Raw genomic sequence first — 22743 nt, 5'->3', positions numbered from 1 at the left:
ATGCGGCCCTGGCGACGCCATCACGCTCGCCCCGCCGTCCAGCAAAGGACGTTCAGGACCGTCCCGACAGGCCGCCGACAAGGCCCGTGCATCCAACCACCGCGGGCAAAGTCAGCGCGTGAAGCCCGCGGTGCTGGCGGCAAGCTCCGCCGCTTCACCCAGTCGCTCCAGCAGCGAGGGACCGAAGTACTGCCGTCGCGACTCACCACCGCTCACGCGCACCAACTCCGGCGTCTCCACATAGCCCACGTATCCACCCGCGAGCCCCAGCACCCCCGAGGCCCCGGTGCGTCCCACCAGCACCGCGCCCGCGTCGACGGTGGGCTCACCCGGCACCGTCACCAGCTCCAGCGGCCCCAGCACCAACGCCGCCACTTCCGCCACGCGCTCGGAGGAACCGCACAGCAGGTTGTCGCCCGCGGCGCGAGTGAATGACGGCACCAGCCGCGACGCATCCGGCCGAGGCATCACCGCTTCCGCGCGCACCAATGACAGCCGGACCGAAGGCCCCACGGAAGCCATGGGCACCTTGCCCGCGAGGTCGGACAAGGCCCGAGCAAAGGCGGACACACGCTCCAGCCCCTGCCCTTCGGAGAAGGCCACCGAGGCGTTGCCGACCGCGCCTTGCAACAGCAGCGTCACGCCGCTGCCCTCGGACTCGCGCAGCGAGCTGAGTCGCCCCGGGTAGTCCGGGTCCACGTACGCGCGCTGCCGGGGCACCATCGCGGGGTGCGCGGCGAAGAAGAGCAACTCCGCCACCGGGGCCGAGGCGCCGCGCAGCACCGCGCGAGTCAAGGAGCCATCCGGCGCGGTGCCACCGCTGCGCGTGTAGACGAAGGAGGGCTCCTTCGCCTCGCCCAGCTCCAGCGTCACGTCGGTGAGCGCGGCGGCGGCCTGTTGCAGCGCGGCGCTCGCGGCGGCGACGACGGCCTCCAGCGAGTCCTCCCGGTAGCGCCCCGTCCCGACGAGCTGTGACACCAGGCGGCTGTCATAACCTCCCAGCGAGGAGTGCGTGTGCGTGGCCAGCACCAGCACGTCCTGCAGTCCGGCGGCGAGCGCTCGCTCGCGCACCTTGGCGGTCACCGCATCCGTGACGAGCAGCAACTCGAGCGACACCAACCCCACCCGCGTGTTCCCCGACTCCAGCACCACCGCGCGAGCATGGAGCGGCGGGTCGGACTGGCTCGCATCCGGACGCGGAGGCGAGTACCCCGCGACCACCACCGGAAACGGCGGCACGAGCGGCACCTTCGCCGCGCCCGCGCGCAACGCACCTTCTGTTTTCACCTGAGACAGCAGCACGGGCGCGCGCTCTGCCCAGGTGCCACACCAGTTCCATGAACCCAATGAATAAGCGGCACCCACGGTGAGCAGGACCAGGGGAAACAGGGAACGCCAGGAGGCTCGTCGCGGGGAAGCCATGCGGTGGCGAGACTAACGGGACGGTGCTCGTACCGCGAGGCTCGTGTGCCCACATGGGCCGACTCCGGTGGCGGGTGGAATACCCACCAGAGGGGCGTGCGTTCCTGTTCCGCTCATCGCCCGAAAGGAGTAAGGCACCGCGCCATGTGCGGCATCTTCGGAATCACGGGACACGCCGAGGCCTCTAACCTGACGTACCTGGGGCTGCACGCCCTGCAGCACCGCGGTCAGGAGTCCGCTGGCATCGTCGCCTCCGACGGCCACGGTCTTCGGGCGCACCGTCAGATGGGGTTGGTGGCTGATATTTTCGACGCGCCGGTGCTCGCCGGCCTGCCTGGCCAGTCGGCCATCGGACACGTGCGGTACTCGACGGCCGGTGGCAGCCAGCTCAAGAACGCTCAGCCGCTCTTCGTGGCGTACGCGGGAGGACAGGTCGCCGTCGCGCACAATGGCAACCTGGTGAACGCGGGAGCGCTGAAGGAGAAGCTGGAGGCCGACGGAGCCATCTTCCAGTCGGACGCGGACACGGAGGTCATCATGCACCTCCTGGCGCGCTCCAAGCAGGTGAGCTTCGAGCAGAAGCTCGTGGAGGCGCTGCGCAAGGTGGAAGGCGCCTACAGCCTGCTGGTGCTCACGCAGAACAAGCTGGTCGCGGTGAGGGACCCGCTGGGCATCCGGCCGCTGGTGTTGGGGCGGATGAAGGAAGGCGCGTACGTGGTCGCCAGCGAGACGACCGCGTTGGACCTCATCGAAGCGGATGTGGTGCGCGAGCTGGAGCCGGGCGAGCTGCTGGTCATCGAGAATGGCGTGCTGCGCACCAGCAGGCCCTTCGCGGAGCCTCCGCGCCTGGGGCGCTGCATCTTCGAGCAGGTGTACTTCGCGCGTCCGGACTCGGTGTTGTTCGGCAACAGCGTGTACGAGGTGCGCAAGCAGATGGGCATGCAGCTGGCGCGCGAGCAGCCGGCGCCCGACGCGGACCTGGTCATCGCGGTGCCGGACTCGGGCGTGGCGGCGGCCATCGGCTTCTCGCAGCAGAGCGGGATTCCGTATGACGTGGGCCTCATCCGCAGCCACTACGTGGGCCGCACGTTCATCGAGCCGCAGCAGTCCATCCGTCACTTCGGCGTGAAGCTGAAGCTGTCGGCGGTGCGGCACGTGCTCAAGGGCAAGCGCGTGGTGGTGGTGGACGACTCCATCGTCCGGGGCACCACGAGCCGCAAAATCGTGAAGATGATCAAGGCCGCGGGAGCGCTGGAGGTGCATCTGCGCATCTCCTCGCCGCCGACGAAGTGGCCCTGCTTCTACGGCATCGACACGCCGAGCCGTCAGGAGCTCATCGCGGCGACCCACAGCACGGACGAAATCGCGAAGTACGTCACGGCGGACACGCTGGGCTACATCTCGCTGGAGGGGCTGGGCACGGCGGTGGGAGACCCCAGCCGAGGCAGCTTCTGCACGGCGTGTTTCTCGGGCGAGTACCTCATCGGAGAGCTGTCACCCTCCGCGCCGGAAGCGAACAAGCTCACCGCCTGACCGGGCGTTGACGGGACGTACCAGCACAAGGCCCCCTGCCCTCTCTTCGGGTCGGGGGCCTTGCTCGTTCCAGGTGGCGGTCGAGACCTCGCTTCAGCGAGGCCCCTCACCCATGGACCAGGGCCGTGGTCACTCCGGGCGTCAGTCGAGACGCCACGCCAGCGAGGCGCCGCGCACAGACCTCTGGGCAGGCGCCTCACTCCCTTCGCGCGTCAGTGGCGGTTGTCGAACTGGATGCCCTCGCGAACCTCGCCGAGCGCCTGCTCGGTGAGGCCGATGGCCTTCACGCGGTGGCCGCCCTTGTCGGGGGCCGCGTTCTTCAGGGTGGAGAGCGCCTTCTCCAGATGGACCATGGCGTCACGCATGCGCGGCTGACGCTCCGCCTGGGCCTGGTTGACGAAACCGCCGAGGAAGAAAGCGACAGTGGCGGCGAGGACGGTGCGGCGCATGAAAGGCTCCCGAGGTGGACGCGTCAGTGACGCGAGGAGGGTGTTTCCCTCTGGAACCCAGAAGCCGCCCGGAAGTTGCGGGCCCCGGCTAAACCTCCCCGCCGCCCTTCACGGGAGGCGCGGGCGGCAGCGAAGCCCCCGCGATGAAGTCCGTGAGGTCGGAGGGAAGCGGAGCCTCGAAGGCAACCTCCACACCGGTGCCGGGATGCGGGAAGACGATGCGCGCGGCATGCAGCGCGTGTCGAGGCAGCCGCAGCCGGGTCCACGCCTCGGGCTCCAGGCTGTGCTTGCTGAATCGATCAAAGTAGCCGGGGTCCGGCCCGTACATCTTGTCGCCCACCAGCGGGAAGCCCGCGACGTGCAGGTGGATGCGAATCTGATGCTGACGACCTGTCTCCGGAAAGCAGCGCAGCAGCGCGAAGGGCGCACCCTCGCGAGTGAAGCGCTGGAGCACCTGGAAGCGGGTGCGGCTCGGCTTGCCCTCCACGGGGTCGATGCGCACGGCGATGCGGATGAGCTCGGTGCCCTCGGCGATGGGCGCGTCGACCACGAAGGAGTCCTCGGAGGGATGGCCCTCGCAGACGGCGAGGTACTCCTTGTGCACGTCGCGCGAGACGAAGAGTCGTCCCAGCACCCGGCACGACTCGGTGGTGCGTCCGCAGACGACGAGCCCGCTGGTCTCCCGGTCCAGTCTGTGCGCGGGCTCGGCGAAGCGCTCACCGAAGCGCTCGCGCAGGATGGAGACGAGGGTGCCCTTGTGGTAGCGCGCAGTGGGATGGATGGGCAGTCCCGCGGGCTTGTCGAGCACGAGCAGCCAATCATCCTGGAAGACGACAGGGAGCTCCGTGGGCGTCTCGGGTTCTTCGGTACCGGGGCGGCGCAGTCGGAAGGCCATGCCGGGATACACGGGCGTGGAGGGCTTCAGCCGCTGCTCGTCGCACCGGACACCGCGCAGGATGATTCCGGCCAGGCGCTCCCGGGGCATGCGGCGCAGCTTCTGGCCCAGGTAGTCCTCCAGGCGCCAGCCCGCATAGTTGGGCTCGACGACGAAGGGGATGTCGACGAAGCCCTCGGGGGCCGGGTCCTTCTCGGAGGCGGAGACCTCCGCCGATGCGTCCTCATCGCCGCGCATGACCTCCCAGCTCTAACATGGAGCGGAAGCACGCACAGTCGGAACGAGCACGGCCACGAGGCACCGTCACACAGGTGTCGCGGCCCCTCGTCACCTCCATCAAGCGGAGACAGCGCGAAGCGAGCCCTGCTCGACGGAGAGGAAGCGCGAGAACAGGTCCGCGATGCGCTCACCCGAGCGACCATCCCAGTACTCCGGCACGCTTCCCTTCTTGCCCTGCCCGTTGAGCGCGCGGTCGGCGGCCTCGCGGATGCGGTCCGGGTCGGTGCCCACCACCTCGTTGGTCCCTTCCTCGACGGTGATGGGGCGCTCGGTCTGTTCGCGCAGGGTGAGGCACGGCACGCCCAGCGCAGTGGTCTCCTCCTGGAGTCCGCCCGAGTCGGTGAGGATGAGCCGGGCCTGCGACGTCAGCGCGAGGAACTCCAGGTAGCCCATGGGGTCCACGGGGCGCAGGTTCGGATTGCGCTCGAACGCGGAGCCCAGTCCCTGCTCGGAGATCATCTTCCGCGTGCGCGGGTGTACCGGGAAGACGACCGGGATTCGGGACGCCACGTGAGCAATCGCGGACAGCAGCCCGCCGAGCACGCGCGGGTCATCCACGTTGGACGGCCGGTGGAGCGTGCACACCGCGTAGCCATGAGGCGCAAGGCCCAGGCTCTTCAGCACGGGCAGCTGCTCCGCCCGCTCCTTCGAGGCGAGCAGTGAGTCGATCATCACGTTGCCCACGAAGTGGATGCGGTCCGGCTCCAGCCCTTCCTTGAGCAGGTTGGCATCCGCGTCGCGCGAGGGCGTGAGGAGCAGGTCGGCCAGCCGGTCGGTGACGACGCGGTTGATTTCCTCCGGCTGGTGCCGGGAGTAGCTGCGCAGGCCGGCCTCGACGTGGGCCAGGGGAATCGCCAGCTTCGACGACACGAGCGCGGCGGCGACAGTGCTGTTCACGTCACCCACGACGGAGACGAGGTCCGGCTTGTGCTCCAGGAAGACCTTCTCCAGCTCCACCATCGTCCGGGCCGTCTGCTGCGCGTGGCTGCCGGAGCCGATGCCCAGGTGCACGTCTGGCGCGGGCAGGCCCAGGTCGGAGAAGAAGACGTCGCTCATCTTGACGTCGTAGTGCTGCCCCGTGTGGATGAGGATCTGCTGGAGCGGGGTGCGCGCGGCGATGGCCCGGTGGATGGGCGCGACCTTCATGAAATTGGGCCGCGCACCGACGATATGGATGACCTTCTTCATGTCGCCAGCCAAGCTAGGCACGGCGAGTCGGATGCCTAGTGGCTGCGGGGCGACTCGCCTCCGCGGAGCCAGCGTCCGTCCTGAATCTGATAGACCGAGTGTGCCATGCCCTCCTCACGCACCATCGCCGTCATCCCCGCCCGTCATGCCAGCACCCGCTTCCCCGGCAAGCCGCTCGTCCTCATCGCCGGCAAGCCCATGGTGGAGCACGTGTGGCTCCGCTGTCAGGAGGCGGGCGTCTTCGACGAGGTCTGGGTGGCCACGGACGACGAGCGCATCCGCGCCACCGTGGAGGGCTTCGGAGGCCGCGCGGTGATGACCAGCCCCGCCTGCGCCACGGGGACGGACCGGGTGGCGGAGGTGGCGCGCGAGCGGCCCGACGTGGACGTGTGGGTGAACGTCCAGGGTGACGAGCCCCTGGTGGACCCGGAGGCGCTCAAGTCGCTCGCCGGACTCTTCACGGACACCACCGTGCGCATGGGCACACTCGTCAGGCCCCTGGAGGTGGACGAAGCGGACAGCCCGCATGTGGTGAAGGCGGTGCTCGCGCTCAACGGCGACGCGCTCTACTTCAGCCGCAGCCTCGTCCCCCACGCGCGGGAGACCGGGACTCCCGTCCCCCGCTGGGGCCACATCGGCCTGTATGGTTACCGGCGGGACGTCTTGTTGCGGCTCGCGGAGCTGGCGCCCACGCCGCTCGAGGAGACGGAGAAGCTGGAGCAACTCCGCGCGCTGGAGCACGGCATCTCCATCCGTTGCGCCCGAGTCTCCTGGCGCACGGTCGCGGTGGATGTCCCCGGAGACGTCGCGAAGGTTGAAGCCGTCATGCGCGAGAAAGGACTGTAGCCATGGGCATCTTCCAGGACCTGTTTGGCGGAAACGACACCAAGGCGAAGGACGAGACGCCGGAGGCCCCCGCCGCCACGCCCCCGGAGCCCGCGAAGGAAGTCCCCGCGAATCCCCACGTCGCGGCGGCGGCACCGACGCCCGCGCCAACGCCCGCGCCCGCACCGACGCCGAAGTACGACCCGCGCCGACGCAAGTGGGCGGACGACGAGGAACACCAGATGGAGGGCGTGCAGCGACTGGTGTCGCGCAAGGTGGAGCGGGTGCTGGAGCAACTCGGGACGCTCGCGATACGAGCCCGCACGGGCGAGGAGGTCCCCACCGTCACCGTCACGCTGCACCTGGCCCACGGACACACCGTGACGGGCACGGTGGTGGACTACGCGCCGCGAGACTCGGTGCTGCTGGCGCTCGGCAAGGAGGGCCTGCTCGGCTCGGAGTCGGTGACGTACGTGGACCTGGCGACGGTGGTCGCGGTGACGGTGGGCCAGGCCAGCAAGCTGCTCGAGCTGACGCAACTGGTGCGCCCCACGCCCACGCGTCAGGACGTGGCGACGTTGGTGGAGAAGCTGCCGCACGCCCTCACCGAGCAGTTCTGGCCGGGCGAGAAGGCACTGGGTGGCAGGCCGCTGCGCTTCGAGGTGGACTGGGTGGGGTTGGATGACGAGCCCGGACGTCGCGCGCTGGAGGCCGCGGTGAATGTCACGGGCCACGCGTTGCGCGCGCTCGCGCAGGAGCAGGGACGCGAGGTGATGCGCCGCATCGCCACGGTGCGCTTCGTCCGGGGCAAGGGCATGCGAGCCGCGTTGGAGGGCGAGACGGGCACGGTGACGGTGGGCGAGGGAGAGCCCACCGTGTCCGCCTTCCGCAAGGCCTTCGCCTCCGGCCTCAAATGACGGGCAACGCGTCGCTGTAGGCGCCCTTGGGGAACGCGGCGTCGATGCGCGCCAGCTCGTCCGCGGAGAGCTTCAGCGACACGGCGGCCGCGTTGTCGCGCAGGTGGGCCACGCGGCTCGCCTTGGGAATGGCGAACAGGGAGGGCCGCCTCACGAGGAACTGGAGCGCCACCTGTCGGGCCGTGGCGTCATGCGCCCGGGCGATGGCCTCCAGCACGCGCCCTCCCGGACTCTGGGGCTTGGGGAAGCGGCCGTTGCCGAAGGGGCTGTAGCCCACCACCGCCACACCCTGCTCCTCGCACCACGGGAGGACGGCGTGTTCGATGGCCCGCTCCTCCAGGTGGTAGAGGACCTGGTTGCAGGCGATGTGCTCGGGCTTCGTGAGCGTCAGCAGTTCGTCCAAATCCGACACCGCGAAGTTGCTCACGCCCCAGGAGCGAATCTTCCCGTCCGCGACCAGCTTCTCGAAGGCGCGCACCGTCTCCGCCAGCGGGTGCGAGCCGGGCCAGTGCAGCAGGTAGCAGTCGAGCCAGTCGGTGCGCAGTCGCTTCAGGCTCCGCTCGCACGCGGTCAGCGTGCCCGCGTAGGTGGCATTGGAGGGCATGACCTTCGACACGAGGAAGACCTCCTCGCGTCGTCCGGCGATGGCCTCGGAGACGATGGACTCCTCCACGCGGCCGTGGCCGTACAACTCGGCGGTGTCGACGTGGGTGAGCCCCAGGTCCAACCCCGCGCGCAGGGAGCGGATGGCCTCCTCGCGGTCATCCTCCTCCATCTGCCACGTGCCCTGACCGAGGACGGGGACCTGCTTCCCGGTGCCGCCGAAAACGCGCTGCTCCATGGCCTACCTCCGTGCCCCGAAGGATTAGCACCTCCCACCCGTTCCGACAGCCCGCGACCGTGCGAAGCGAGGGGCTCCGCGCTAGTCTCCGCGCGTGTCCCCCACCTCGACCGCCTCCAAGCCCCATCTCCCCTCGCGGTTGACGCTGGGTCGCCTGCTCACCCTCGCGAAGCCGGAGGTCCCCACGCTCGTCGTGGGCACGTTCTTCCTGCTCGTCAGCAGCGCGGCCACGCTGGTGTTTCCGCGCGCCATCGGAGACCTGGTGGACGAGGCGCTCGGCGCCCGCAATCGCTCGCGGCTCGACACCATCGCCCTGGTGATGTTCGGCGTCTTCGTCGTGCAGTCGGTGGCCATGGCGTTGCGCGTCTACCTCTTCAGCAACGCGGGCGAGCGCGTGGTGACGCGGCTGCGCAAGCGCCTGTTCCAGAGCCTGCTCTCCCAGGAGGTGGCCTTCTTCGACGAGCGCCGCACCGGTGAGCTCACCAGCCGGCTCGCCTCGGACACGAGCATCCTGCAGAGCACCGTCACCACCAATGTCTCCATGATGCTGCGCTACGCCTGCCAGGGGCTCGGCGGCGTGGTGCTGCTCTTCTTGACGTCCCCGCGCCTGACGATGGTGATGCTCGCCCTCATCCCCGCGGTGGCCATTGGCGCGGTGGTGTATGGCCGTCGCGTGCGCGTGCTCGCCAAGGCGGCACAGGACGCGCTCGCGGCCTCCAGCGAGGTGGCCGAGGAGGACCTCTCCGGCATCCGCACGGTGCGCTCCTTCGCCGCGGAGAGCCATGAAGTCGAACGCTACGGCGCGGCGGTGGACCGGGCGCTCCAGCTCGCGAAGGAGCGCGCGCGGCAGGGGGCGCTCTTCATGGGCAGCGCCTCCATCGCCATGTACGGCTCCACCGCGGCGATGCTCTGGTACGGCGGCCGGATGGTGGTGGACGGCGAGCTCAGCGCCGGCGCGCTCACGTCGTTCCTCATCTACACCTCGTTGGTGGCGCTCTCGCTGAGCGCCGTGACGGAGGTGTGGGCGGACGTCATGCGCGCCACCGGCGCCGCCGAGCGCGTCTTCGAGCTGGTGGACCGCGAGCCCGCGATTCCCGCCGGAGGCGAGCGGCTGGCCTCGGTGAAGGGACATGTGGAGTTCCGCGCCGTGCGCTTCTCCTACCCCACGCGCCCCGACGTGCCAGTGCTCCAGGGCCTGGACCTGGAGCTGCGGCCCGGCGAGGTCGTCGCCGTGGTGGGTCCGTCCGGTGCGGGCAAGTCCACCCTCGCGTCACTGCTGTCCCGCTTCTATGACCCGCAAGGGGGCGCCGTCGCCCTGGACGGGCACCCGCTCACCACGCTGGAGCCGGAGTGGCTGCGCCGGAACATCGGCATGGTGGCGCAGGAGCCGCAGCTGTTCTCCTGCTCCATCGCGGACAACATCCGCTACGCGAAGCCGGACGCCACCGACGCCCAGGTGGAAGAGGCCGCGCGCGCCGCCAACGCCCACGACTTCATCCAGCGCTTCCCGGAAGCCTACGGCACCCAGGTGGGCGAGCGCGGCGTCCAGCTCTCCGGAGGCCAGAAGCAGCGCGTGGCCATCGCCCGCGCCGTGCTGAAGGACCCTCGCCTGCTGATCCTCGACGAGGCGACGAGCGCCCTGGATGCGGAGAGCGAACACCTGGTGAAGGACGCGCTGGAGCGACTGATGAAGGGCCGCACCACGCTCATCATCGCCCACCGCCTGTCCACCGTGGCCAACGTGGACCGGGTGCTCGTGCTGGAGGGCGGCCGCATCGTCCAGAGCGGCACCCACGCGAGCCTCATGAGCCAGGAAGGCCTCTACCGCCGGCTGGTGGAGCGCCAGTTCGTCGCCGCCTGAACGGCTGGCCACCACCCGAGCCCGCGCTTATCGCTCTGGAAAGTGGCGCGGAATCAAGCCGGTGATTAGCTCTTCCATCCTCAAGAAAGGAGGTGATGCCTTGATTGACAGCAAGAATCAGGCGTCCACCTCCGCCACGGCGGCCTGAAGAGGGTCACCGCGGCGGTGGCAGACGCTGAAGGTTTCAAGGGCCCGTTTCCGCGTTCGCGCGGGGACGGGTCTTTTACTTTCTCCCGGGAATGGAGTCGTAAGCGACCTGTTCCGACCCGCCGGGGGGAGTGGCCGACCCTTTTCGTACCCATCCGGGAGATTCGCCGTGTCCATCACCCCGTGCCCCAGCCCTCTGCCCACCGCCCTGCGCGACGAAGAGGCTGTCGATGCGCAGCGCAACCTCTACTGCCCCAACTACGACGCCTGCCTGCACATGGTCGTCAAGCGCGGCTGGGAGGGGTGGAGCTGCCGCAATTGCGATCTGCGCGCCTTCCGGGTCGGACAACCCGACGTCCGGGAGTTCGCCGTGTCTCGCCCGGGTGGTTGGGACGGCAACTGAGAAGGTGTCAGCCGGGGCGCCGACCGGCCGCACGTCCTACTCAGAATAATTGACGCATCCCTGCCCTACTTGGCAGAACGGGATATGCGCTCCAAGAAAACCAAGTTCATTTTCGTGACGGGCGGAGTGGTCAGCTCCCTCGGCAAGGGCCTCGCTTCGGCATCCATCGGCGCCCTGCTCGAGAACCGTGGGCTCGCCGTCACGCTGCTCAAGCTGGACCCGTACATCAACGTGGACCCGGGCACGATGAGCCCGTTCCAGCACGGCGAGGTCTTCGTCACGGAGGATGGTGGCGAGACGGACATGGACCTGGGCCACTACGAGCGGTTCACCAACGCTCGGATGAGCCGGCTCAACAACTTCACGTCGGGCCGCATCTACCACGCGGTCATCATGAAGGAGCGCCGCGGCGAGTACCTGGGCAAGACGGTGCAGGTGATTCCGCACATCACCGATGAAATCAAGGCGAGCGTCCGTCAGGCGGCCCAGGACGCGGACGTGGTGATTGTCGAGGTCGGTGGCACGGTGGGCGACATCGAGTCGCTGCCGTTCCTCGAGGCCATCCGGCAGATGCGCTACGACGTGGGCAGCCAGAACGCCGTCTACGTGCACCTGACGCTCCTGCCGTACATCGGCGCGGCGGGCGAGGTGAAGACCAAGCCCACGCAGCACTCGGTGATGAAGCTGCGGGAGATTGGCATCCAGCCCGACTTCCTCGTGTGTCGCACGGACCGCGAGGTGTCTCGGGAGATCAAGGACAAGATCGCCATGTTCTGCAACGTGGACACGGGCAACGTGTTCACCTCGCCGGACGTGCGCAGCATCTACGAGCTGCCGCTGGAGCTGCACCGCCAGGGTCTGGATGACCGGCTCGCGGAGGTGCTCAACATCTGGAGCCGCGCGCCGCACCTGGAGCGCTGGGAGAACATCATCCGCAAGGTGTACGAGCCCGCGCGCGGCCAGGTCCAGGTCGCCATCGTCGGCAAGTACGTGAACCTGACGGAGAGCTACAAGAGCCTCAACGAGGCGCTGCTGCACGGCGGCATCGCCAACGACGTGAAGGTGAACCTGCACTTCGTGGACAGCCAGGACGTGGAGGCGCAAGGCCCGGAGAAGCTCCTGGCGGGCGTGGACGCCATCCTCGTGCCCGGCGGCTTCGGCGTGCGTGGCACCGAGGGCAAAATCGCCGCGGTCCGCTACGCGCGGGAAAAGAAAATCCCCTTCTTCGGCATCTGCCTGGGCCTGCAGATGGCCGTCGTGGAGTTCAGCCGCAGCGTGCTGGGCCTCCCCGCGGCCAACAGCCTGGAGTTCAACGAGCACACCCCGCACCCCGTCGTGACGCTCATGGAGAGCCAGGTCACGGTGCAGGACAAGGGCGGCACCATGCGTCTGGGCAGCTACGCCTGCGCGCTCAAGCCCGGCTCACGGGCACACCAGCTGTATGGCCAGGACACCATCCAGGAGCGTCATCGCCACCGCTTCGAGGTGAACAACGCCTACCGGGGCCGGCTTCAGGAGGCGGGACTCGTCATCTCCGGGCATAATCCGGAGCTGAACCTCGTGGAGATGATTGAATTGTCGGACCACCCGTACTTCGTCGGCTGCCAGTTCCATCCCGAGTTCAAGAGCAAGCCCTTTGCTCCTCACCCTCTTTTCTCCGGCTTCATCAAGGCGGCGCTCGAGCAGCGTGACGCCACGGCCGGTCAGGTGCGCGCATGAGCGCCAGCAGCCTCCCCATCAACCTGTGTGGTTACAAGGTCGGCCCCGGGCAGAAGCTCTTCGTCATCGCCGGCCCGGACAGCATCGAGTCCGAGGAGATGGCGCTGAAACATGCTCACTTGCTCAAGGGCATCACCAGCCGACTGGGCGTGCCCTACGCGTTCAAGTGCTCCTACGACAAGGCCAACCGGACAAGCGGGAAGTCCTTCCGAGGTCCTGGCCTCCGGGAAGGGCTGCGTATTCTAGCGCGTATCAGGGATGAAGTGGGCGTCCCGGTCCTCACGGACGTCCATGAAACCAGCCACGTAGGTCCTGCCTCGGAAGTTGTGGATATCATCCAGATACCGGCGTTCCTGTGCCGGCAGACAGACTTGGTGGAGGCCGTGGCTCGCACGGGGAAGGGCGTGAACTTGAAGAAGGGACAGTTCGTAGCCCCCAGGGACATCGTCCACTCGGCGCGCAAGGCGTTCGAGTCGGGCAACCCCAACGTGCTCGTCACGGAGCGGGGGTCCACGTTCGGCTACAACAACCTGGTGGTGGACATGCGAGGGCTCGCCCACATGCGCGAGGCGGGCCTGGCCGTGTGCTTCGACGCCACGCATTCCGTGCAGCAGCCCAGCTCCGGCGACGGAGTGACGGGGGGCGAGCGCAGGTTCGTCTCACTGCTCGCCCATGCCGCCGCGGCGGCCGGGATTGATGCATTGTTCACGGAAGTCCATGAGGACCCTGATCGTGCCCTGTGTGACGGTCCGTGCTCCCTCAATCCACAGATGTTCGAGGACGTGGTACGAAATGTGCTGAACATCCGCCGGGTGTTGGGACACGAGCCCGGTTGATGGACACGACGAGGGGAGGAGCCGAGCGAGTCATGTCGACGGAAGCACCTTCCAAGCCTGGAAAGGAAGAGCTGACGTCTCGCGCGGCACGCGTGCGGCTGCTTGTCTTCGACGTGGACGGGGTGCTCACCGACGGCGGCCTGTATTACGGCGACGGCGGGGAGCTCATGAAGCGCTTCGATGTGAAGGATGGCCACGCCCTGGTCATGGCCCGGTTGTCGGGCCTGCCCGCCGCCATCCTCACCGCCCGCACCTCAGGAATCGTGGAGGCTCGCGGGAGGGAGCTCGGGCTGGCGGCTGTGTTTCAAGGCCGCCGCGACAAGGGTGCCGCACTGGACGAGCTGCTCCAGCAACTGGCCGTTCCCCTGGAGGCGTGTGCCTACATGGGTGACGACCACAATGACCTGGCCCCTCTTTCGAGGGTGGGCTTGTCCGCGTGTCCCGCGGATGCTGTTCCCGAGGTGCGTCAGGAGGTTCACTTCATCACCCAGAGTCCGGGCGGCCGTGGCGCCGCCCGAGAGCTCGTCGAGCTGTGCCTCAAGGCCAGTGGACGGTGGGAGAACGCCGTGGGTCTGATGAGGGGGACTGATGGACGCAGTGCGCAGAGAGGTTGAAGGAAACCCCGTATTCAAGGTAGGTGGTTGATTCCATGGGCAGCGGAATGATGCAGCAAGAGGGGAGTACGGCGATGACGGACCAGCTCTACACGACGCACGACATCAGTCGCTTGCTTCAGGTGGATCCGTCCACGGTGAGCAAGTGGATTGACCGGGGCATCCTGATGGCTTTCAGGACGCCGGGCGGTCACCGCCGGGTGCGGTCGGCGGACCTGCGCACGTTCCTCATCACCCACCAGATGCCGGTGCCGGAGGAGTTGGGCAGCGGCACGGTGCGCCTGTTGGTGGTGGACGACGAGCGCGCGGTGCTGGACGCCATCAAGCGCGCGTTCAAGCCGTTCGCGGCGCAGGTGGAGTTGCAGACGACGACCAGTGGCGTGGAGGCGCTGCTGCTGGTGTCCGAGCAGAAGCCGCACGGCATGATCATCGACCTCAACATGCCGGACATCGATGGCCTGGAGGTGTGCCGTCGTATTCGTCAGCGCAAGCAGATGGAGGGCGTGCGTCTCATCACGATGACGTCCGTGCACACCGCCGATGTGGTGGAGCAGTCGAAGCAGGCCGGCGCGCTCGCGTGCCTCGCCAAGCCGCTGGATGTACAGCAGGTGCTGGAGCTGTTCCGCGTGCCCATCTCGCTCAGCGCCAAGCGCTGAAGCGCGGAGGGCTTCCGCCACCCCCTCGCGGAAGCCCTCGACAGGGGTGAAGTCAGCAGGAAGCCGCGCCGTTTTCGGCGGACAGCGGCCTCCCAGGAGGGGTGTGCGCGCGGTTCAGCTCTGGACCTTGACCTCGATGACTCGGGGCTTGGACTCCTCGCGCCGAGGCAGCGTCAGCGTCAGCACGCCTTGCTCGTAGCGCGCCTCCACCTGGGTGGCGTCCACGGTCTCCGGAAGGGAGAACGAGCGCGTGAAGCTGCCCTGGCCGCGCTCCTGACGACGCACGCTGACGCCTTCGGCGAGCGGCTGCGCCTTGCGTTCGGCCTTCACGGTGAGCACGTCGCGCTCCACCGTCACCTGGATGTCCTTCACGTCCACGCCAGGGATGTCGAGGTGCAACGTGACGCCGGCCTCGGACTCGAGGATGTCGGCCGCGGGAGCGTGCTCGGTGCTCCGCGCGGACTGACGGAACAAGCCCGGCTGCCCCAGCTCACGGAAGAGCGCGTCGAAGTCGCGCATCAGGGGGTTCACCACCACGGCGGAGTTGAACGGGTTTCGGCTTTGCATGGTCTTCTCCTGTGCGTGCCACCCTGGGCAGGGTGCACGGTGTGTGAATCACAGACGTTGTCGTAGTCGGCGGTCGCCTCGGGGGCCCCATCGGGGCTCCACTCCAGCGCCGCCTCACAAGACTCAAGAGAACCATGCTCCGGGACGTGTCAAGCAACGCCCCCGGCCCCGCCGCGCCCGTCCCCACAAGCCCGCCTGCCTGCCCTCCTGCGCACCGGGAAGGCGCCTTCCAGGACGGGTACCGCGGCGTCAGTCGTCCTCGCGGCCCAGGGACACGGAGACGGCTTCCTCGTCACGGGCGACGTGCACCGTCCAGGGACGGCAGCACACGGGGCAGTCCTCGATGTAGTGCTCCGCGCTGGCGCCGATGGGGTCCACGTCGACCTCTACCTCCTCGCCGCAGTAGGGGCACTGCTGGATGGCGGTTTCCGCGAAGGGCTGCATGGTGGTGCCTCCTCGCCCTCGAAGCGGGCGATTGCGTCGCGGACTGAGCGTCCGCGCATTCAGACGGTAGACTCCCGAGCCATGGCTTCTCCTTCCCGCAATCGTATTGGTGACATCCTCGTCAAGGCCCGCGTCATCGACGACCTCCAGCTGCGCAGCGCCATGGCCACCCTGGACCAGTGGGGCGGGCGGCTGTCGCGCGTGGTGGCGGACCTGGGGCTGGCCAGCGAGGACATCGTCACCGAGGCCATCTGCCAGGGCCTGGGGATGCAGCGGGTGCAGTTGGGCAACATCAGCCGCGACGCGAGCGCGCTGGCGCGCGTGGAGGTGGGCCTGGCCGAGCAGAAGGCGGTCTTCCCCGTGTCGCTCAAGGACAACGGCAAGACGCTGGTGCTGGCGATGGCGGACCCCACGGACCTGGCCACGCTGGACCAGGTGGCGGCCCGCAGCCGCGCTCGCGTGGTGCCCATGGTGGCGGGCGAGCGCGAAATCGAGCACGCCATCCTGCGGCACTACCGGAACCAGGAGCCGGTGGCGAGCAGCCGCTTCGCGCCGTCGCGCAGCCAGTCCGCCAACACGCCCTCCACCGTCGACGAGGAGCAGCAGGAGGAGGACGAGTTCAAGGTCGTCGACATGAGCGGCAACACGGTGGTGAAGCGAATCGCCGACATCGTCCCGCCGGGCTCTCCCGCCACCGCGCCCGCGCCCCGTGCCGCGGACAAGCCCGCACCGCCCGTGGCCAATGGCTCCTCCAGCGCGGCGGACATCCTGGATGAAATCCTGGCCGGCGGCGTCCCGGCCTCCGAGTGGACGGACGAGGACCTGCAGCGCCTGCAGACGCTCCAGCAGAACCAGGAGAAGAGCTCCAAGATTCTGCGCGCCCTGCTGGAGCTGCTGCTGGAGAAGGGCAAGCTGCAGCAGCGGGAGCTGGCCGCGAAGATGCGGCTGTAGTCGTCAGCCGGCTTCCTCGAGCTCGCGACCGGTGAGCCCCAAGAGGTAGAGGATGGCGTCCAGGCCGCCTGCGGAGATGGAGGTATCAGCCGCCTCGCGCAGCCGGGGCTTGGCGCGGAAGGCGATGCCCAGCCCCGCGCGCTCCAGCATCAGCAAGTCATTGGCGCCATCGCCCACCGCGATGACCTGCTCGAGCAGGATGCCCTCCTCTTTCGCCAGCTGCTCCAGCAGCTCCGCCTTCCGGAGCGCGTTGACGATGGGCCCCACGGTGCGCCCGGTGAGCTTCCCGCCCTCCTCCTCCAGCACGTTGGAGAAGGCATGGTCGATGCCCAGGCGCGCCTTGAGCGCCTCGGCGGCCACGGAGAAGCCTCCGCTGATGACCGCGGTGCGGTAGCCCAGGCGCCGCAGCACGCGCACCAGCGTCTGTGCGCCCTCCGTCAGCGGCAGGTTCGCCGCGAGCTGGTGCAGCACGGCCACGTCCAGCCCCGCCAGCAGCGCCACGCGCTGGCGCAGCGACTCGTCGTAGTCCATCTCCCCGTGCATGGCGCGCTCGGTGATGCGCGACACCTGCTCGCCCACGCCGTGCGCGCGCGCCAGTTCGTCGATGACCTCGATGCGGATGAGCGTGGAGTCCATGTCCATCACCACCATCCTCTTGCTGCGGCGAAACAGGCTCTCGCGCTGCAGCGCCACGTCGAAGGTGTTGTCGCGCATGGACAGCGCCAGCAGGGAGCGCTTCAGCGCCTCCGGCTCCACGGAGTCAGGCAGGGTGACGTGCAGCTCCACCGAGCCCAGGTGCGTGTGCGTCAGCCGGACGATGCGCTCCAGGTTCGCGCCCTGCCCCGCCAGGTGCGAGGACAACGCATGCAGCTCGCGGGCGCCCAGCGCGCGGCCCACCGCCGTGACGACGTAGCGCGCGGGCGCGGACTTCGCGGGGGCGCTCGCGTCCGGCGATTCCACCGCCTGGAAGTCCAGGTCCACGCCCAGCTCCCGGGCGGCGAAGAGCAGCGCGCTGGGGATGCCATGCGCGTCGGGCAGGCGCACCAGCAGGCAGAGCGTGAGGCGGCCCTGCACCACCACCTGCTCCACGTCGAGCAGCTCCGCGCCCGCCTCCGCGAGCAGGCCGGTGAGGCGGGCGGTGATGCCAGGGTGGTCCTTGCCCGTGACGGTGACGAGCACGCAGCCGGAAGAAGTCGGGGTCATGTCCCCCGGACGATGCCACGACCGCGCGCGGGCGGGGCGGGCCTCATGCGGCCCGCGCCCACCGGTGAATCACGGCTGCGGCGCGTCCGAGGAGAGGACGAGGTCGCCCCGGACGAGGAACTCCTTGTCCGGGAAGGCCTTGTAGAAGTCCTCGAGCATCGCATCCACGTCCGGGTAGCGCTGCTCGCGCTTGTCCTGGGTGGCCTTGTCGAAGAGCTGGTCCAGGCCGCTGGGCGCCTCGGGATTCACCTCCGAGGGCAGGGGCGAGCGGCGGCCGGGAATCTGCCCGGTGAGCATCTCGTAGAGCAGGATGCCCAGCCCGTAGACGTCCGCGGACGGGCCCGGCTCCTTGGCGCCCCGGTTCATCAGCTCCGGGGCCATGTAGGGCATTCCGCCGGTGCCCACGAAGACCTGGGGCATGCCCTTGGTGGAGTCCACCTCCACCACGCGGCCCAGGCCGAAGTCGGCGAGCTTCGCGTTGCCGTACGCGTCGAAGAGGACGTTCTCCGGCTTGAGGTTGTGGTGCGTCAGGCCCGTGGCGTGCGCGGCGCGCAGGCCGTAGGCCATCTGCAGGAAGGTGCGCAGCGCGAAGGGCACCGGCACGCCGCTGCCACCGCCCGCCTCCAGTCGCTCCTTCAGGCTGCCGTTCATCAACTCCAGCACGAAGTAGGGCCGGCTCGCGTCCACGTTCTGATCCACCACCTGGACGATGCCGGGGTGGCGCACCTGGGCCTGCGCGCACAGCTCCTTCTTCAGCCGCTTGAGCACCTCCCCACGCTGCAGGAAGGAGAAGTAGCCGAAGATGTCCTTGAGCTCCTTCAGGCAGATGTCCAGCCCGAGCGCCGTGAAGCGACCCTTGAAGACGGTGCCCAGGGGGCCCGTGCCAATGGGGTCGAACTTCTGGTAGCGCAGGTCCAGCTCGGTGCCCTTGGAAGCGACGGGCGCGGCGGCGACAGGAGTGGCGGCGGGAGGGGGCATGGAGGAAACGGACGACGCAGGAGGAGCGAAGGGCAGCGGCGCGGGAGCGACGGGAGCGGGGCCGATGGACGTCTCCCGGCGAGGCTCGGGGACCGCGGGGGTGATGAGCGCCACGGGCGAAGGCGAGCCGACGGACGACGGCACCTGCGCCGCCCCCGGCGGGGGCGTCAACTCCAGCGCGGGCATGGCCGAGCGCGCGGCCCGCATGGGCGCCATGGACGGAGGCGAGGGAGGCGGCGCGATTTGCGTGGCCCCGGTGGGCACCACCTCCGCCTCGTCCAGCAGCAGCTCTGGCGGGGGCGGCGGCAGCTGCATGGGCTCCTCGGTGCCCTGGGCCACCGGCGGCTCGTCCTCGGCGGAGGCGAGCTGCTCGGCGAAGAACTCGCCCACCTCCGTGGAGAACTTGTCCCCAAGTTCCCCGCCCGCCACGCGCTCACCCTGGTCGGTGAGCTTGAGCTGGGCCTCGCGGTCCATGGCGATGTAGTGGAACTTGCGCAGGAAGAAGAAGTAGTTGTCGAACTCGAGCGAGACGGACGGTTCGAGAGCGGCCTTCACATCGGCCAGCTTGTTCGAGCGTCCAAGTCGGCCGTTCTCCCTCAGGTTACGGAGGATGAACAGCGCCTCGCCACTGACGGCGTCGCGGTTGATGGCGGCCTTCGGCATGGGTGGGCGACTCTACGACGTCCCCCCGTCCTCACTCAACGTGGGACTGCCAGAACCCGGGGGGCGGCTACTTGATGCGCAAGAGCTGCTTCACCGTCTCCAGCACCTCGACGAACTTCACCGGCTTGCGCAGGTAGATGTCGACGCCGAGCTGCAGGGCGCGGTCCTGGGCTTCCTTGCCGCCCGCGGAGATGGCGATGACGGGGATGGCCCGGAGCGCTTCTTCCTCGCGGATGCGCTCCACCAGGGCGAAGCCGTCCATCACCGGCATGTACAGGTCCGTCATGACGAGGCTGAAGCGGCCCTCGCGCAGCATCAGGAGCGCGTGGTGACCGTCCGGCGCGAAGTGGACCTCCAGGGGCACCTTCCCGTGCAGCTCCCCGCTGGCCAGCTTCTTCAGGACGTAGCTGTACATCTCGATGATGTGCGGGTTGTCCTCGACGATGAGCACACGGTACCCCTCGTGCTCGCCGGTGGACTCCTGGCTGTCTGGACCTGCCGCACTCAAGATGTCACCCAGTCTCCGCCGGTCTTCTGCGCGCTCCACTCGGACGCCGACACCTCCGGGCTGATCGAAGCTCGCCGGCCTGACCCAGGCCACGATGCCGCTGACTTCTACCGGATCCAGCAGTCCCGGGAAAGAAAGTGCGAGCCGGACGTCCTCCCCCAATGTGAAGGCCTGCTCGGTCTGCACGAAGAGCCCCGCATGGGACAGGTTCTCCGTGACGTCACGCGCATGGCGTCCGTCCGCGTACTCCACCTTCAGCACGGCCGGGATCCGGGGGTGCTGGCGCTTGTTCTCTGGGCCCGGGGTCATAACAAGGGGTTGAAATCGCTCGGCAATTTGCTGATGGCGGCCCAGTGTACCGTCGAGGGTTTATGTTGACAACGCGGCCATGGGAGCAATACGTAGCCCCCCGCCATGGCGGAGCCCCTGTTCACTCCTGAAGAGCAGAAGAAGTTCGACGCGGGTATCGCGGAGATCATCTCCCACTACCCCCCTGATCGCAAAAGCGCGGGCATGCTCCCGGCGCTGCGCGTGCTCCAGGAGATCAAGGGCTGGTTGCCGCCCGAGGGACTGCGGCTGGTCGCCAAGAGCCTGGAAGTCACGCCGGAGCGCGCCTACGAGGTCGCCAGCTTCTACGTGATGTACCACCTGAAGAAGCCGGGCAAGTACGTCATCGACGTCTGCACGAACCTGTCCTGCTCGCTCTGGGGAGCGGAGAAGATGCTCGCCTACCTGGAGGAGAAGCTCGGCCTCAAGGCAGGTGAAGCCAACGAGAAGTTCACCTTGCGCGAGACCGAGTGCCTGGCCTCCTGCGGCACCGCACCGTGCCTGCAGATCAACGAGGATCATCACGAGAGCCTCACCCGCGCCAAGCTGGACGCCATCCTGGCCAAGCTGAGCTGAGCCCACCCCTTTTACTCCGGTAGGACGTCATCACATGACCGCTACGGCAAAGACGATCGACCCGATCATCTCGGCGGCCTGGGGCAAGCCGCAGTCCTGGACCCTGGACAGCTACAAGAAGCGCGGTGGCTACGAGGGCCTCAAGAAGGCGCTGGAGATGCAGCCGGCGGCCATCATCGACGAGGTGAAGAAGTCCAACCTCCGAGGGCGCGGCGGCGCCGGCTTCCCCACGGGCCTGAAGTGGAGCTTCGTCCCCAAGGACAGCCCCAAGCCCAAGTACCTGGCCGTCAACGGCGACGAGTCCGAGCCGGGCACCTTCAAGGACCGCTACATCCTGGAAGACGACCCGCACATGATGCTGGAGGGCATCGCCATCGCGTCGTACGCGCTGGGCGTGCACACCTGCTACGTGTACCTGCGCGGCGAGTTCAAGTTCCCCGCGGAGCGCTGCCAGGCGGCCATCGACGAGGCCTACAAGGCGGGCATCTTCGGCAAGAAGATGCTGGGCAAGGACTTCGAGCTCAACTGCTACCTGGTCCGTGGCGCTGGCGCCTACATCTGCGGTGAGGAGACGGCCCTCCTGGAGAGCCTGGAAGGCAAGAAGGGCTGGCCGCGCCTCAAGCCCCCCTTCCCCGCGGTGGTCGGCCTGTTCGGCAGCCCCACGGTGGTGAACAACGTGGAGACACTCGCCAGCGTGCCGCACGTCTTCACGGGGGGCTCGGACTGGTACGCGAAGCTGGGCACGGACAAGTCGGGCGGCACGCGCCTGGTCTGCCTGTCCGGTTCGGTGAACCGCCCCGGCGTCTACGAAGTGTCCATGTTCACCACGCTCGCGGAGCTCATCTACGACGACAAGTTCGGCCGGGGCCTGCCGGCGGGTCGCAAGGTGAAGGCCGTGATTCCGGGCGGGTCCTCGGCGCCGGTGCTGGGCGCGGACGAGCTGGACGTGGCCATGGAGTTCGAGGCCCTCAAGGTCAAGCAGACCATGGCGGGCTCCGGCGGCGTCATCGTCATGGACGACTCCACCTGCATGGTGCGCAGCCTGTGGCGCGTGGCGCGCTTCTACGCGGAGGAGTCCTGCGGCCAGTGCACGCCGTGCCGCGAGGGCACGCCGTGGCAGACGCGGCTTCTGCGCAAGATTGAAGAGGGCCGCGGCGAGCCGGGCGACATCGAGATGCTGTCCAACGTGGCATCCTCGATTGCCCCCTACCCGCCCATCGGCCTGGGCAACACCATCTGCGCGCTGGGTGACGCGGCGGCGCTGCCCACGCACTCGTTCCTGATGCGGTACAAGGACGAGTTCGAGGCCCACATCCGCGAGCACCGCTGCCCGTTCGGCGACAAGCCCTGGGGTTCGTTCGGAGACTGGTCTTGAACATCGAGCTCATCCTCTTCGGGGCGTTCGCGCTCCTGACGCTGCTGTCGGCCGGGACGGTCATCTTCGCGCGGAGCCCCATCAACTCCGCCATGGCCCTGGTCTCCACCTTCTTCTTCCTGGCGGGCCTGTACATCCTGCTCTGGGCGCACACGGTGGCGGTGCTCCAGGTGCTCGTCTACGCGGGCGCCATCATGGTGCTCTTCCTCTTCGTCATCATGCTGCTCAACCTGGGCGAGTCCCCCACGCGGGGCCGGCCCACGCTGGCGCGAATCGTGGGTGGCGCCTCCACGGTGGGCCTGCTGGTGGTGCTGGGCATCGCCCTGTCGAAGCTGCCTTCCGGGCCGCCGCCCTCGCTGGGCCTGGAGGGGCAGGCGACCTTCGGCACCATGGCGACCCTGGGTCAGGTCATCTTCACCCAGTGGCTGCTTCCCTTCGAAGCGGTGAGCTTGCTGCTGCTGGTGGCCATGGTGGGCGCCGTGGTGGTGGCCAAGTCGCGAATCTGATCGCTGCCGACTCCCCCCAACTTTCTGTGCTAGATGGCGGCGCAGGTCGTCGCCCGCGAG

General features: G+C 68.5%; 23 protein-coding genes. 13 read left to right on the top strand and 10 right to left on the bottom strand.

All coding sequences use genetic code 11. From position 1 onward, the window contains the following. Positions 1–111 precede the first annotated feature (111 nt). The gene (locus HUA74_RS11485) at positions 112–1422 is read right to left on the bottom strand and encodes a neutral/alkaline non-lysosomal ceramidase N-terminal domain-containing protein (RefSeq protein WP_141643137.1); all 1311 of its coding nucleotides are present in this window, start codon (positions 1420–1422) and stop codon (positions 112–114) included. 144 nt (positions 1423–1566) lie between these two features. Between HUA74_RS11485 and purF the strand changes: the two genes are divergently transcribed. Then, complete coding sequence (purF, locus tag HUA74_RS11480) at positions 1567–2955, top strand: amidophosphoribosyltransferase (RefSeq protein ID WP_174454590.1); 1389 nt, start codon at positions 1567–1569, stop codon at positions 2953–2955. 212 nt (positions 2956–3167) lie between these two features. Here purF and HUA74_RS11475 read toward each other — a convergent pair whose 3' ends face one another. The 3 genes from HUA74_RS11475 to wecB all read right to left on the bottom strand — a co-directional run bounded on the left by HUA74_RS11475 (position 3168) and on the right by wecB (position 5766). After that, positions 3168–3404 (bottom strand): hypothetical protein, encoded by a 237-nt coding sequence (locus HUA74_RS11475; protein ID WP_174454589.1) that lies wholly within the window; start codon positions 3402–3404, stop codon positions 3168–3170. Positions 3405–3492: 88 nt separating this feature from the next. Next, the gene (locus HUA74_RS11470; protein ID WP_174454588.1) at positions 3493–4536 is read right to left on the bottom strand and encodes an RluA family pseudouridine synthase; all 1044 of its coding nucleotides are present in this window, start codon (positions 4534–4536) and stop codon (positions 3493–3495) included. Positions 4537–4635: 99 nt separating this feature from the next. Then, positions 4636–5766 (bottom strand): non-hydrolyzing UDP-N-acetylglucosamine 2-epimerase, encoded by a 1131-nt coding sequence (gene wecB, locus HUA74_RS11465; protein WP_174454587.1) that lies wholly within the window; start codon positions 5764–5766, stop codon positions 4636–4638. A 105-nt stretch (positions 5767–5871) separates the two neighbouring features. On the opposite strand from wecB, the gene kdsB reads away from it, so the two are divergent. Both kdsB and HUA74_RS11455 read left to right on the top strand, forming a co-directional pair. Next, positions 5872–6612 (top strand): 3-deoxy-manno-octulosonate cytidylyltransferase, encoded by a 741-nt coding sequence (gene kdsB / locus HUA74_RS11460; protein ID WP_174454586.1) that lies wholly within the window; start codon positions 5872–5874, stop codon positions 6610–6612. 2 nt (positions 6613–6614) lie between these two features. Continuing rightward, the gene (locus HUA74_RS11455; RefSeq protein ID WP_174454585.1) at positions 6615–7508 is read left to right on the top strand and encodes a hypothetical protein; all 894 of its coding nucleotides are present in this window, start codon (positions 6615–6617) and stop codon (positions 7506–7508) included. Here HUA74_RS11455 and HUA74_RS11450 read toward each other — a convergent pair. Further along, positions 7501–8349: an aldo/keto reductase gene (locus tag HUA74_RS11450; RefSeq protein WP_174454584.1), complete on the bottom strand. Its 849-nt coding sequence runs from the start codon at positions 8347–8349 to the stop codon at positions 7501–7503. The genes HUA74_RS11455 and HUA74_RS11450 overlap by 8 nt on opposite strands. 94 nt (positions 8350–8443) lie before the next feature. Here HUA74_RS11450 and HUA74_RS11445 point away from each other — a divergent pair, with 94 nt between their 5' ends. From HUA74_RS11445 to HUA74_RS11420, 6 genes are all read left to right on the top strand, one after another. After that, complete coding sequence (locus tag HUA74_RS11445) at positions 8444–10210, top strand: ABC transporter ATP-binding protein (protein ID WP_141643145.1); 1767 nt, start codon at positions 8444–8446, stop codon at positions 10208–10210. A 316-nt stretch (positions 10211–10526) separates the two neighbouring features. Beyond that, complete coding sequence (locus tag HUA74_RS11440) at positions 10527–10760, top strand: hypothetical protein (RefSeq protein WP_141643146.1); 234 nt, start codon at positions 10527–10529, stop codon at positions 10758–10760. 84 nt (positions 10761–10844) lie between these two features. Then, complete coding sequence (locus tag HUA74_RS11435) at positions 10845–12479, top strand: CTP synthase (RefSeq protein ID WP_141643147.1); 1635 nt, start codon at positions 10845–10847, stop codon at positions 12477–12479. Continuing rightward, complete coding sequence (gene kdsA, locus HUA74_RS11430; RefSeq protein WP_141643148.1) at positions 12476–13315, top strand: 3-deoxy-8-phosphooctulonate synthase; 840 nt, start codon at positions 12476–12478, stop codon at positions 13313–13315. The genes HUA74_RS11435 and kdsA overlap by 4 nt, the downstream gene beginning before the upstream one ends. A gap of 32 nt (positions 13316–13347) precedes the next feature. Then, positions 13348–13929 (top strand): HAD family hydrolase, encoded by a 582-nt coding sequence (locus tag HUA74_RS11425; protein ID WP_141643149.1) that lies wholly within the window; start codon positions 13348–13350, stop codon positions 13927–13929. A 35-nt stretch (positions 13930–13964) separates the two neighbouring features. After that, positions 13965–14585 carry a response regulator gene (locus HUA74_RS11420; protein WP_015346747.1) on the top strand — a complete coding sequence of 207 codons (621 nt, stop codon included), beginning with the start codon at positions 13965–13967 and terminating at the stop codon, positions 14583–14585. A gap of 114 nt (positions 14586–14699) precedes the next feature. On the opposite strand, the gene HUA74_RS11415 is transcribed toward HUA74_RS11420, so the two are convergent. Further along, positions 14700–15152: an Hsp20/alpha crystallin family protein gene (locus HUA74_RS11415; RefSeq protein WP_174454583.1), complete on the bottom strand. Its 453-nt coding sequence runs from the start codon at positions 15150–15152 to the stop codon at positions 14700–14702. A gap of 249 nt (positions 15153–15401) precedes the next feature. Continuing rightward, positions 15402–15596, bottom strand: coding sequence for a CPXCG motif-containing cysteine-rich protein (locus HUA74_RS11410; protein ID WP_141643151.1), 195 nt, complete (start codon positions 15594–15596; stop codon positions 15402–15404). Between the two features lie 81 nt (positions 15597–15677). Here HUA74_RS11410 and HUA74_RS11405 point away from each other — a divergent pair, with 81 nt between their 5' ends. Continuing rightward, a complete protein-coding gene (locus tag HUA74_RS11405) occupies positions 15678–16547 on the top strand; it encodes a general secretion pathway protein GspE (RefSeq protein WP_141643152.1) in 870 nt (289 codons plus the stop codon). 3 nt (positions 16548–16550) lie between these two features. On the opposite strand, the gene serB is transcribed toward HUA74_RS11405, so the two are convergent. The 3 genes from serB to HUA74_RS11390 all read right to left on the bottom strand — a co-directional run bounded on the left by serB (position 16551) and on the right by HUA74_RS11390 (position 20208). Then, on the bottom strand, positions 16551–17750 hold the full coding sequence (gene serB / locus HUA74_RS11400; RefSeq protein WP_174454582.1) for a phosphoserine phosphatase SerB: 1200 nt from the start codon (positions 17748–17750) through the stop codon (positions 16551–16553). 69 nt (positions 17751–17819) lie between these two features. Next, the gene (locus HUA74_RS11395; RefSeq protein ID WP_174454581.1) at positions 17820–19391 is read right to left on the bottom strand and encodes a serine/threonine-protein kinase; all 1572 of its coding nucleotides are present in this window, start codon (positions 19389–19391) and stop codon (positions 17820–17822) included. Positions 19392–19458: 67 nt separating this feature from the next. Continuing rightward, positions 19459–20208 carry a TIGR02266 family protein gene (locus HUA74_RS11390; protein ID WP_141643155.1) on the bottom strand — a complete coding sequence of 250 codons (750 nt, stop codon included), beginning with the start codon at positions 20206–20208 and terminating at the stop codon, positions 19459–19461. A gap of 105 nt (positions 20209–20313) precedes the next feature. Between HUA74_RS11390 and nuoE the strand changes: the two genes are divergently transcribed. The 3 genes from nuoE to HUA74_RS11375 are packed head-to-tail and all read left to right on the top strand — an operon-like array spanning position 20314 to position 22683. Further along, positions 20314–20802: an NAD(P)H-dependent oxidoreductase subunit E gene (gene nuoE, locus HUA74_RS11385; protein ID WP_141643156.1), complete on the top strand. Its 489-nt coding sequence runs from the start codon at positions 20314–20316 to the stop codon at positions 20800–20802. Between the two features lie 34 nt (positions 20803–20836). After that, positions 20837–22177: an NADH-quinone oxidoreductase subunit NuoF gene (gene nuoF / locus HUA74_RS11380; protein WP_174454580.1), complete on the top strand. Its 1341-nt coding sequence runs from the start codon at positions 20837–20839 to the stop codon at positions 22175–22177. After that, a complete protein-coding gene (locus HUA74_RS11375) occupies positions 22174–22683 on the top strand; it encodes an NADH-quinone oxidoreductase subunit J (RefSeq protein ID WP_141643158.1) in 510 nt (169 codons plus the stop codon). Before nuoF ends, HUA74_RS11375 begins: the two co-directional genes overlap by 4 nt. Positions 22684–22743: the final 60 nt, after the last annotated feature.

This window comes from Myxococcus sp. CA051A (assembly GCF_013336705.1).
Classification (GTDB): domain Bacteria; phylum Myxococcota; class Myxococcia; order Myxococcales; family Myxococcaceae; genus Myxococcus; species Myxococcus llanfairpwllgwyngyllgogerychwyrndrobwllllantysiliogogogochensis.
This window is presented reverse-complemented; position numbering and strand designations above follow the sequence as displayed.

What these genes read in the sequence shown, in the direction of transcription:
- HUA74_RS11410 (WP_141643151.1), bottom strand. Translation starts at nt 15,596, where the DNA reads ATGCAGCCCTTCGCGGAAACCGCCATCCAGCAGTGCCCCTACTGCGGC.
- HUA74_RS11485 (WP_141643137.1), bottom strand. Translation starts at nt 1,422, where the DNA reads ATGGCTTCCCCGCGACGAGCCTCCTGGCGTTCCCTGTTTCCCCTGGTC.
- HUA74_RS11395 (WP_174454581.1), bottom strand. Translation starts at nt 19,391, where the DNA reads ATGCCGAAGGCCGCCATCAACCGCGACGCCGTCAGTGGCGAGGCGCTG.
- nuoE (WP_141643156.1), top strand. Translation starts at nt 20,314, where the DNA reads ATGGCGGAGCCCCTGTTCACTCCTGAAGAGCAGAAGAAGTTCGACGCG.
- purF (WP_174454590.1), top strand. Translation starts at nt 1,567, where the DNA reads ATGTGCGGCATCTTCGGAATCACGGGACACGCCGAGGCCTCTAACCTG.
- wecB (WP_174454587.1), bottom strand. Translation starts at nt 5,766, where the DNA reads ATGAAGAAGGTCATCCATATCGTCGGTGCGCGGCCCAATTTCATGAAG.
- nuoF (WP_174454580.1), top strand. Translation starts at nt 20,837, where the DNA reads ATGACCGCTACGGCAAAGACGATCGACCCGATCATCTCGGCGGCCTGG.
- HUA74_RS11420 (WP_015346747.1), top strand. Translation starts at nt 13,965, where the DNA reads ATGGGCAGCGGAATGATGCAGCAAGAGGGGAGTACGGCGATGACGGAC.
- HUA74_RS11435 (WP_141643147.1), top strand. Translation starts at nt 10,845, where the DNA reads ATGCGCTCCAAGAAAACCAAGTTCATTTTCGTGACGGGCGGAGTGGTC.
- HUA74_RS11470 (WP_174454588.1), bottom strand. Translation starts at nt 4,536, where the DNA reads ATGCGCGGCGATGAGGACGCATCGGCGGAGGTCTCCGCCTCCGAGAAG.
- serB (WP_174454582.1), bottom strand. Translation starts at nt 17,750, where the DNA reads ATGACCCCGACTTCTTCCGGCTGCGTGCTCGTCACCGTCACGGGCAAG.
- HUA74_RS11390 (WP_141643155.1), bottom strand. Translation starts at nt 20,208, where the DNA reads ATGACCCCGGGCCCAGAGAACAAGCGCCAGCACCCCCGGATCCCGGCC.
- HUA74_RS11450 (WP_174454584.1), bottom strand. Translation starts at nt 8,349, where the DNA reads ATGGAGCAGCGCGTTTTCGGCGGCACCGGGAAGCAGGTCCCCGTCCTC.
- HUA74_RS11455 (WP_174454585.1), top strand. Translation starts at nt 6,615, where the DNA reads ATGGGCATCTTCCAGGACCTGTTTGGCGGAAACGACACCAAGGCGAAG.
- HUA74_RS11475 (WP_174454589.1), bottom strand. Translation starts at nt 3,404, where the DNA reads ATGCGCCGCACCGTCCTCGCCGCCACTGTCGCTTTCTTCCTCGGCGGT.
- HUA74_RS11425 (WP_141643149.1), top strand. Translation starts at nt 13,348, where the DNA reads ATGTCGACGGAAGCACCTTCCAAGCCTGGAAAGGAAGAGCTGACGTCT.
- kdsB (WP_174454586.1), top strand. Translation starts at nt 5,872, where the DNA reads ATGCCCTCCTCACGCACCATCGCCGTCATCCCCGCCCGTCATGCCAGC.
- HUA74_RS11405 (WP_141643152.1), top strand. Translation starts at nt 15,678, where the DNA reads ATGGCTTCTCCTTCCCGCAATCGTATTGGTGACATCCTCGTCAAGGCC.
- kdsA (WP_141643148.1), top strand. Translation starts at nt 12,476, where the DNA reads ATGAGCGCCAGCAGCCTCCCCATCAACCTGTGTGGTTACAAGGTCGGC.
- HUA74_RS11415 (WP_174454583.1), bottom strand. Translation starts at nt 15,152, where the DNA reads ATGCAAAGCCGAAACCCGTTCAACTCCGCCGTGGTGGTGAACCCCCTG.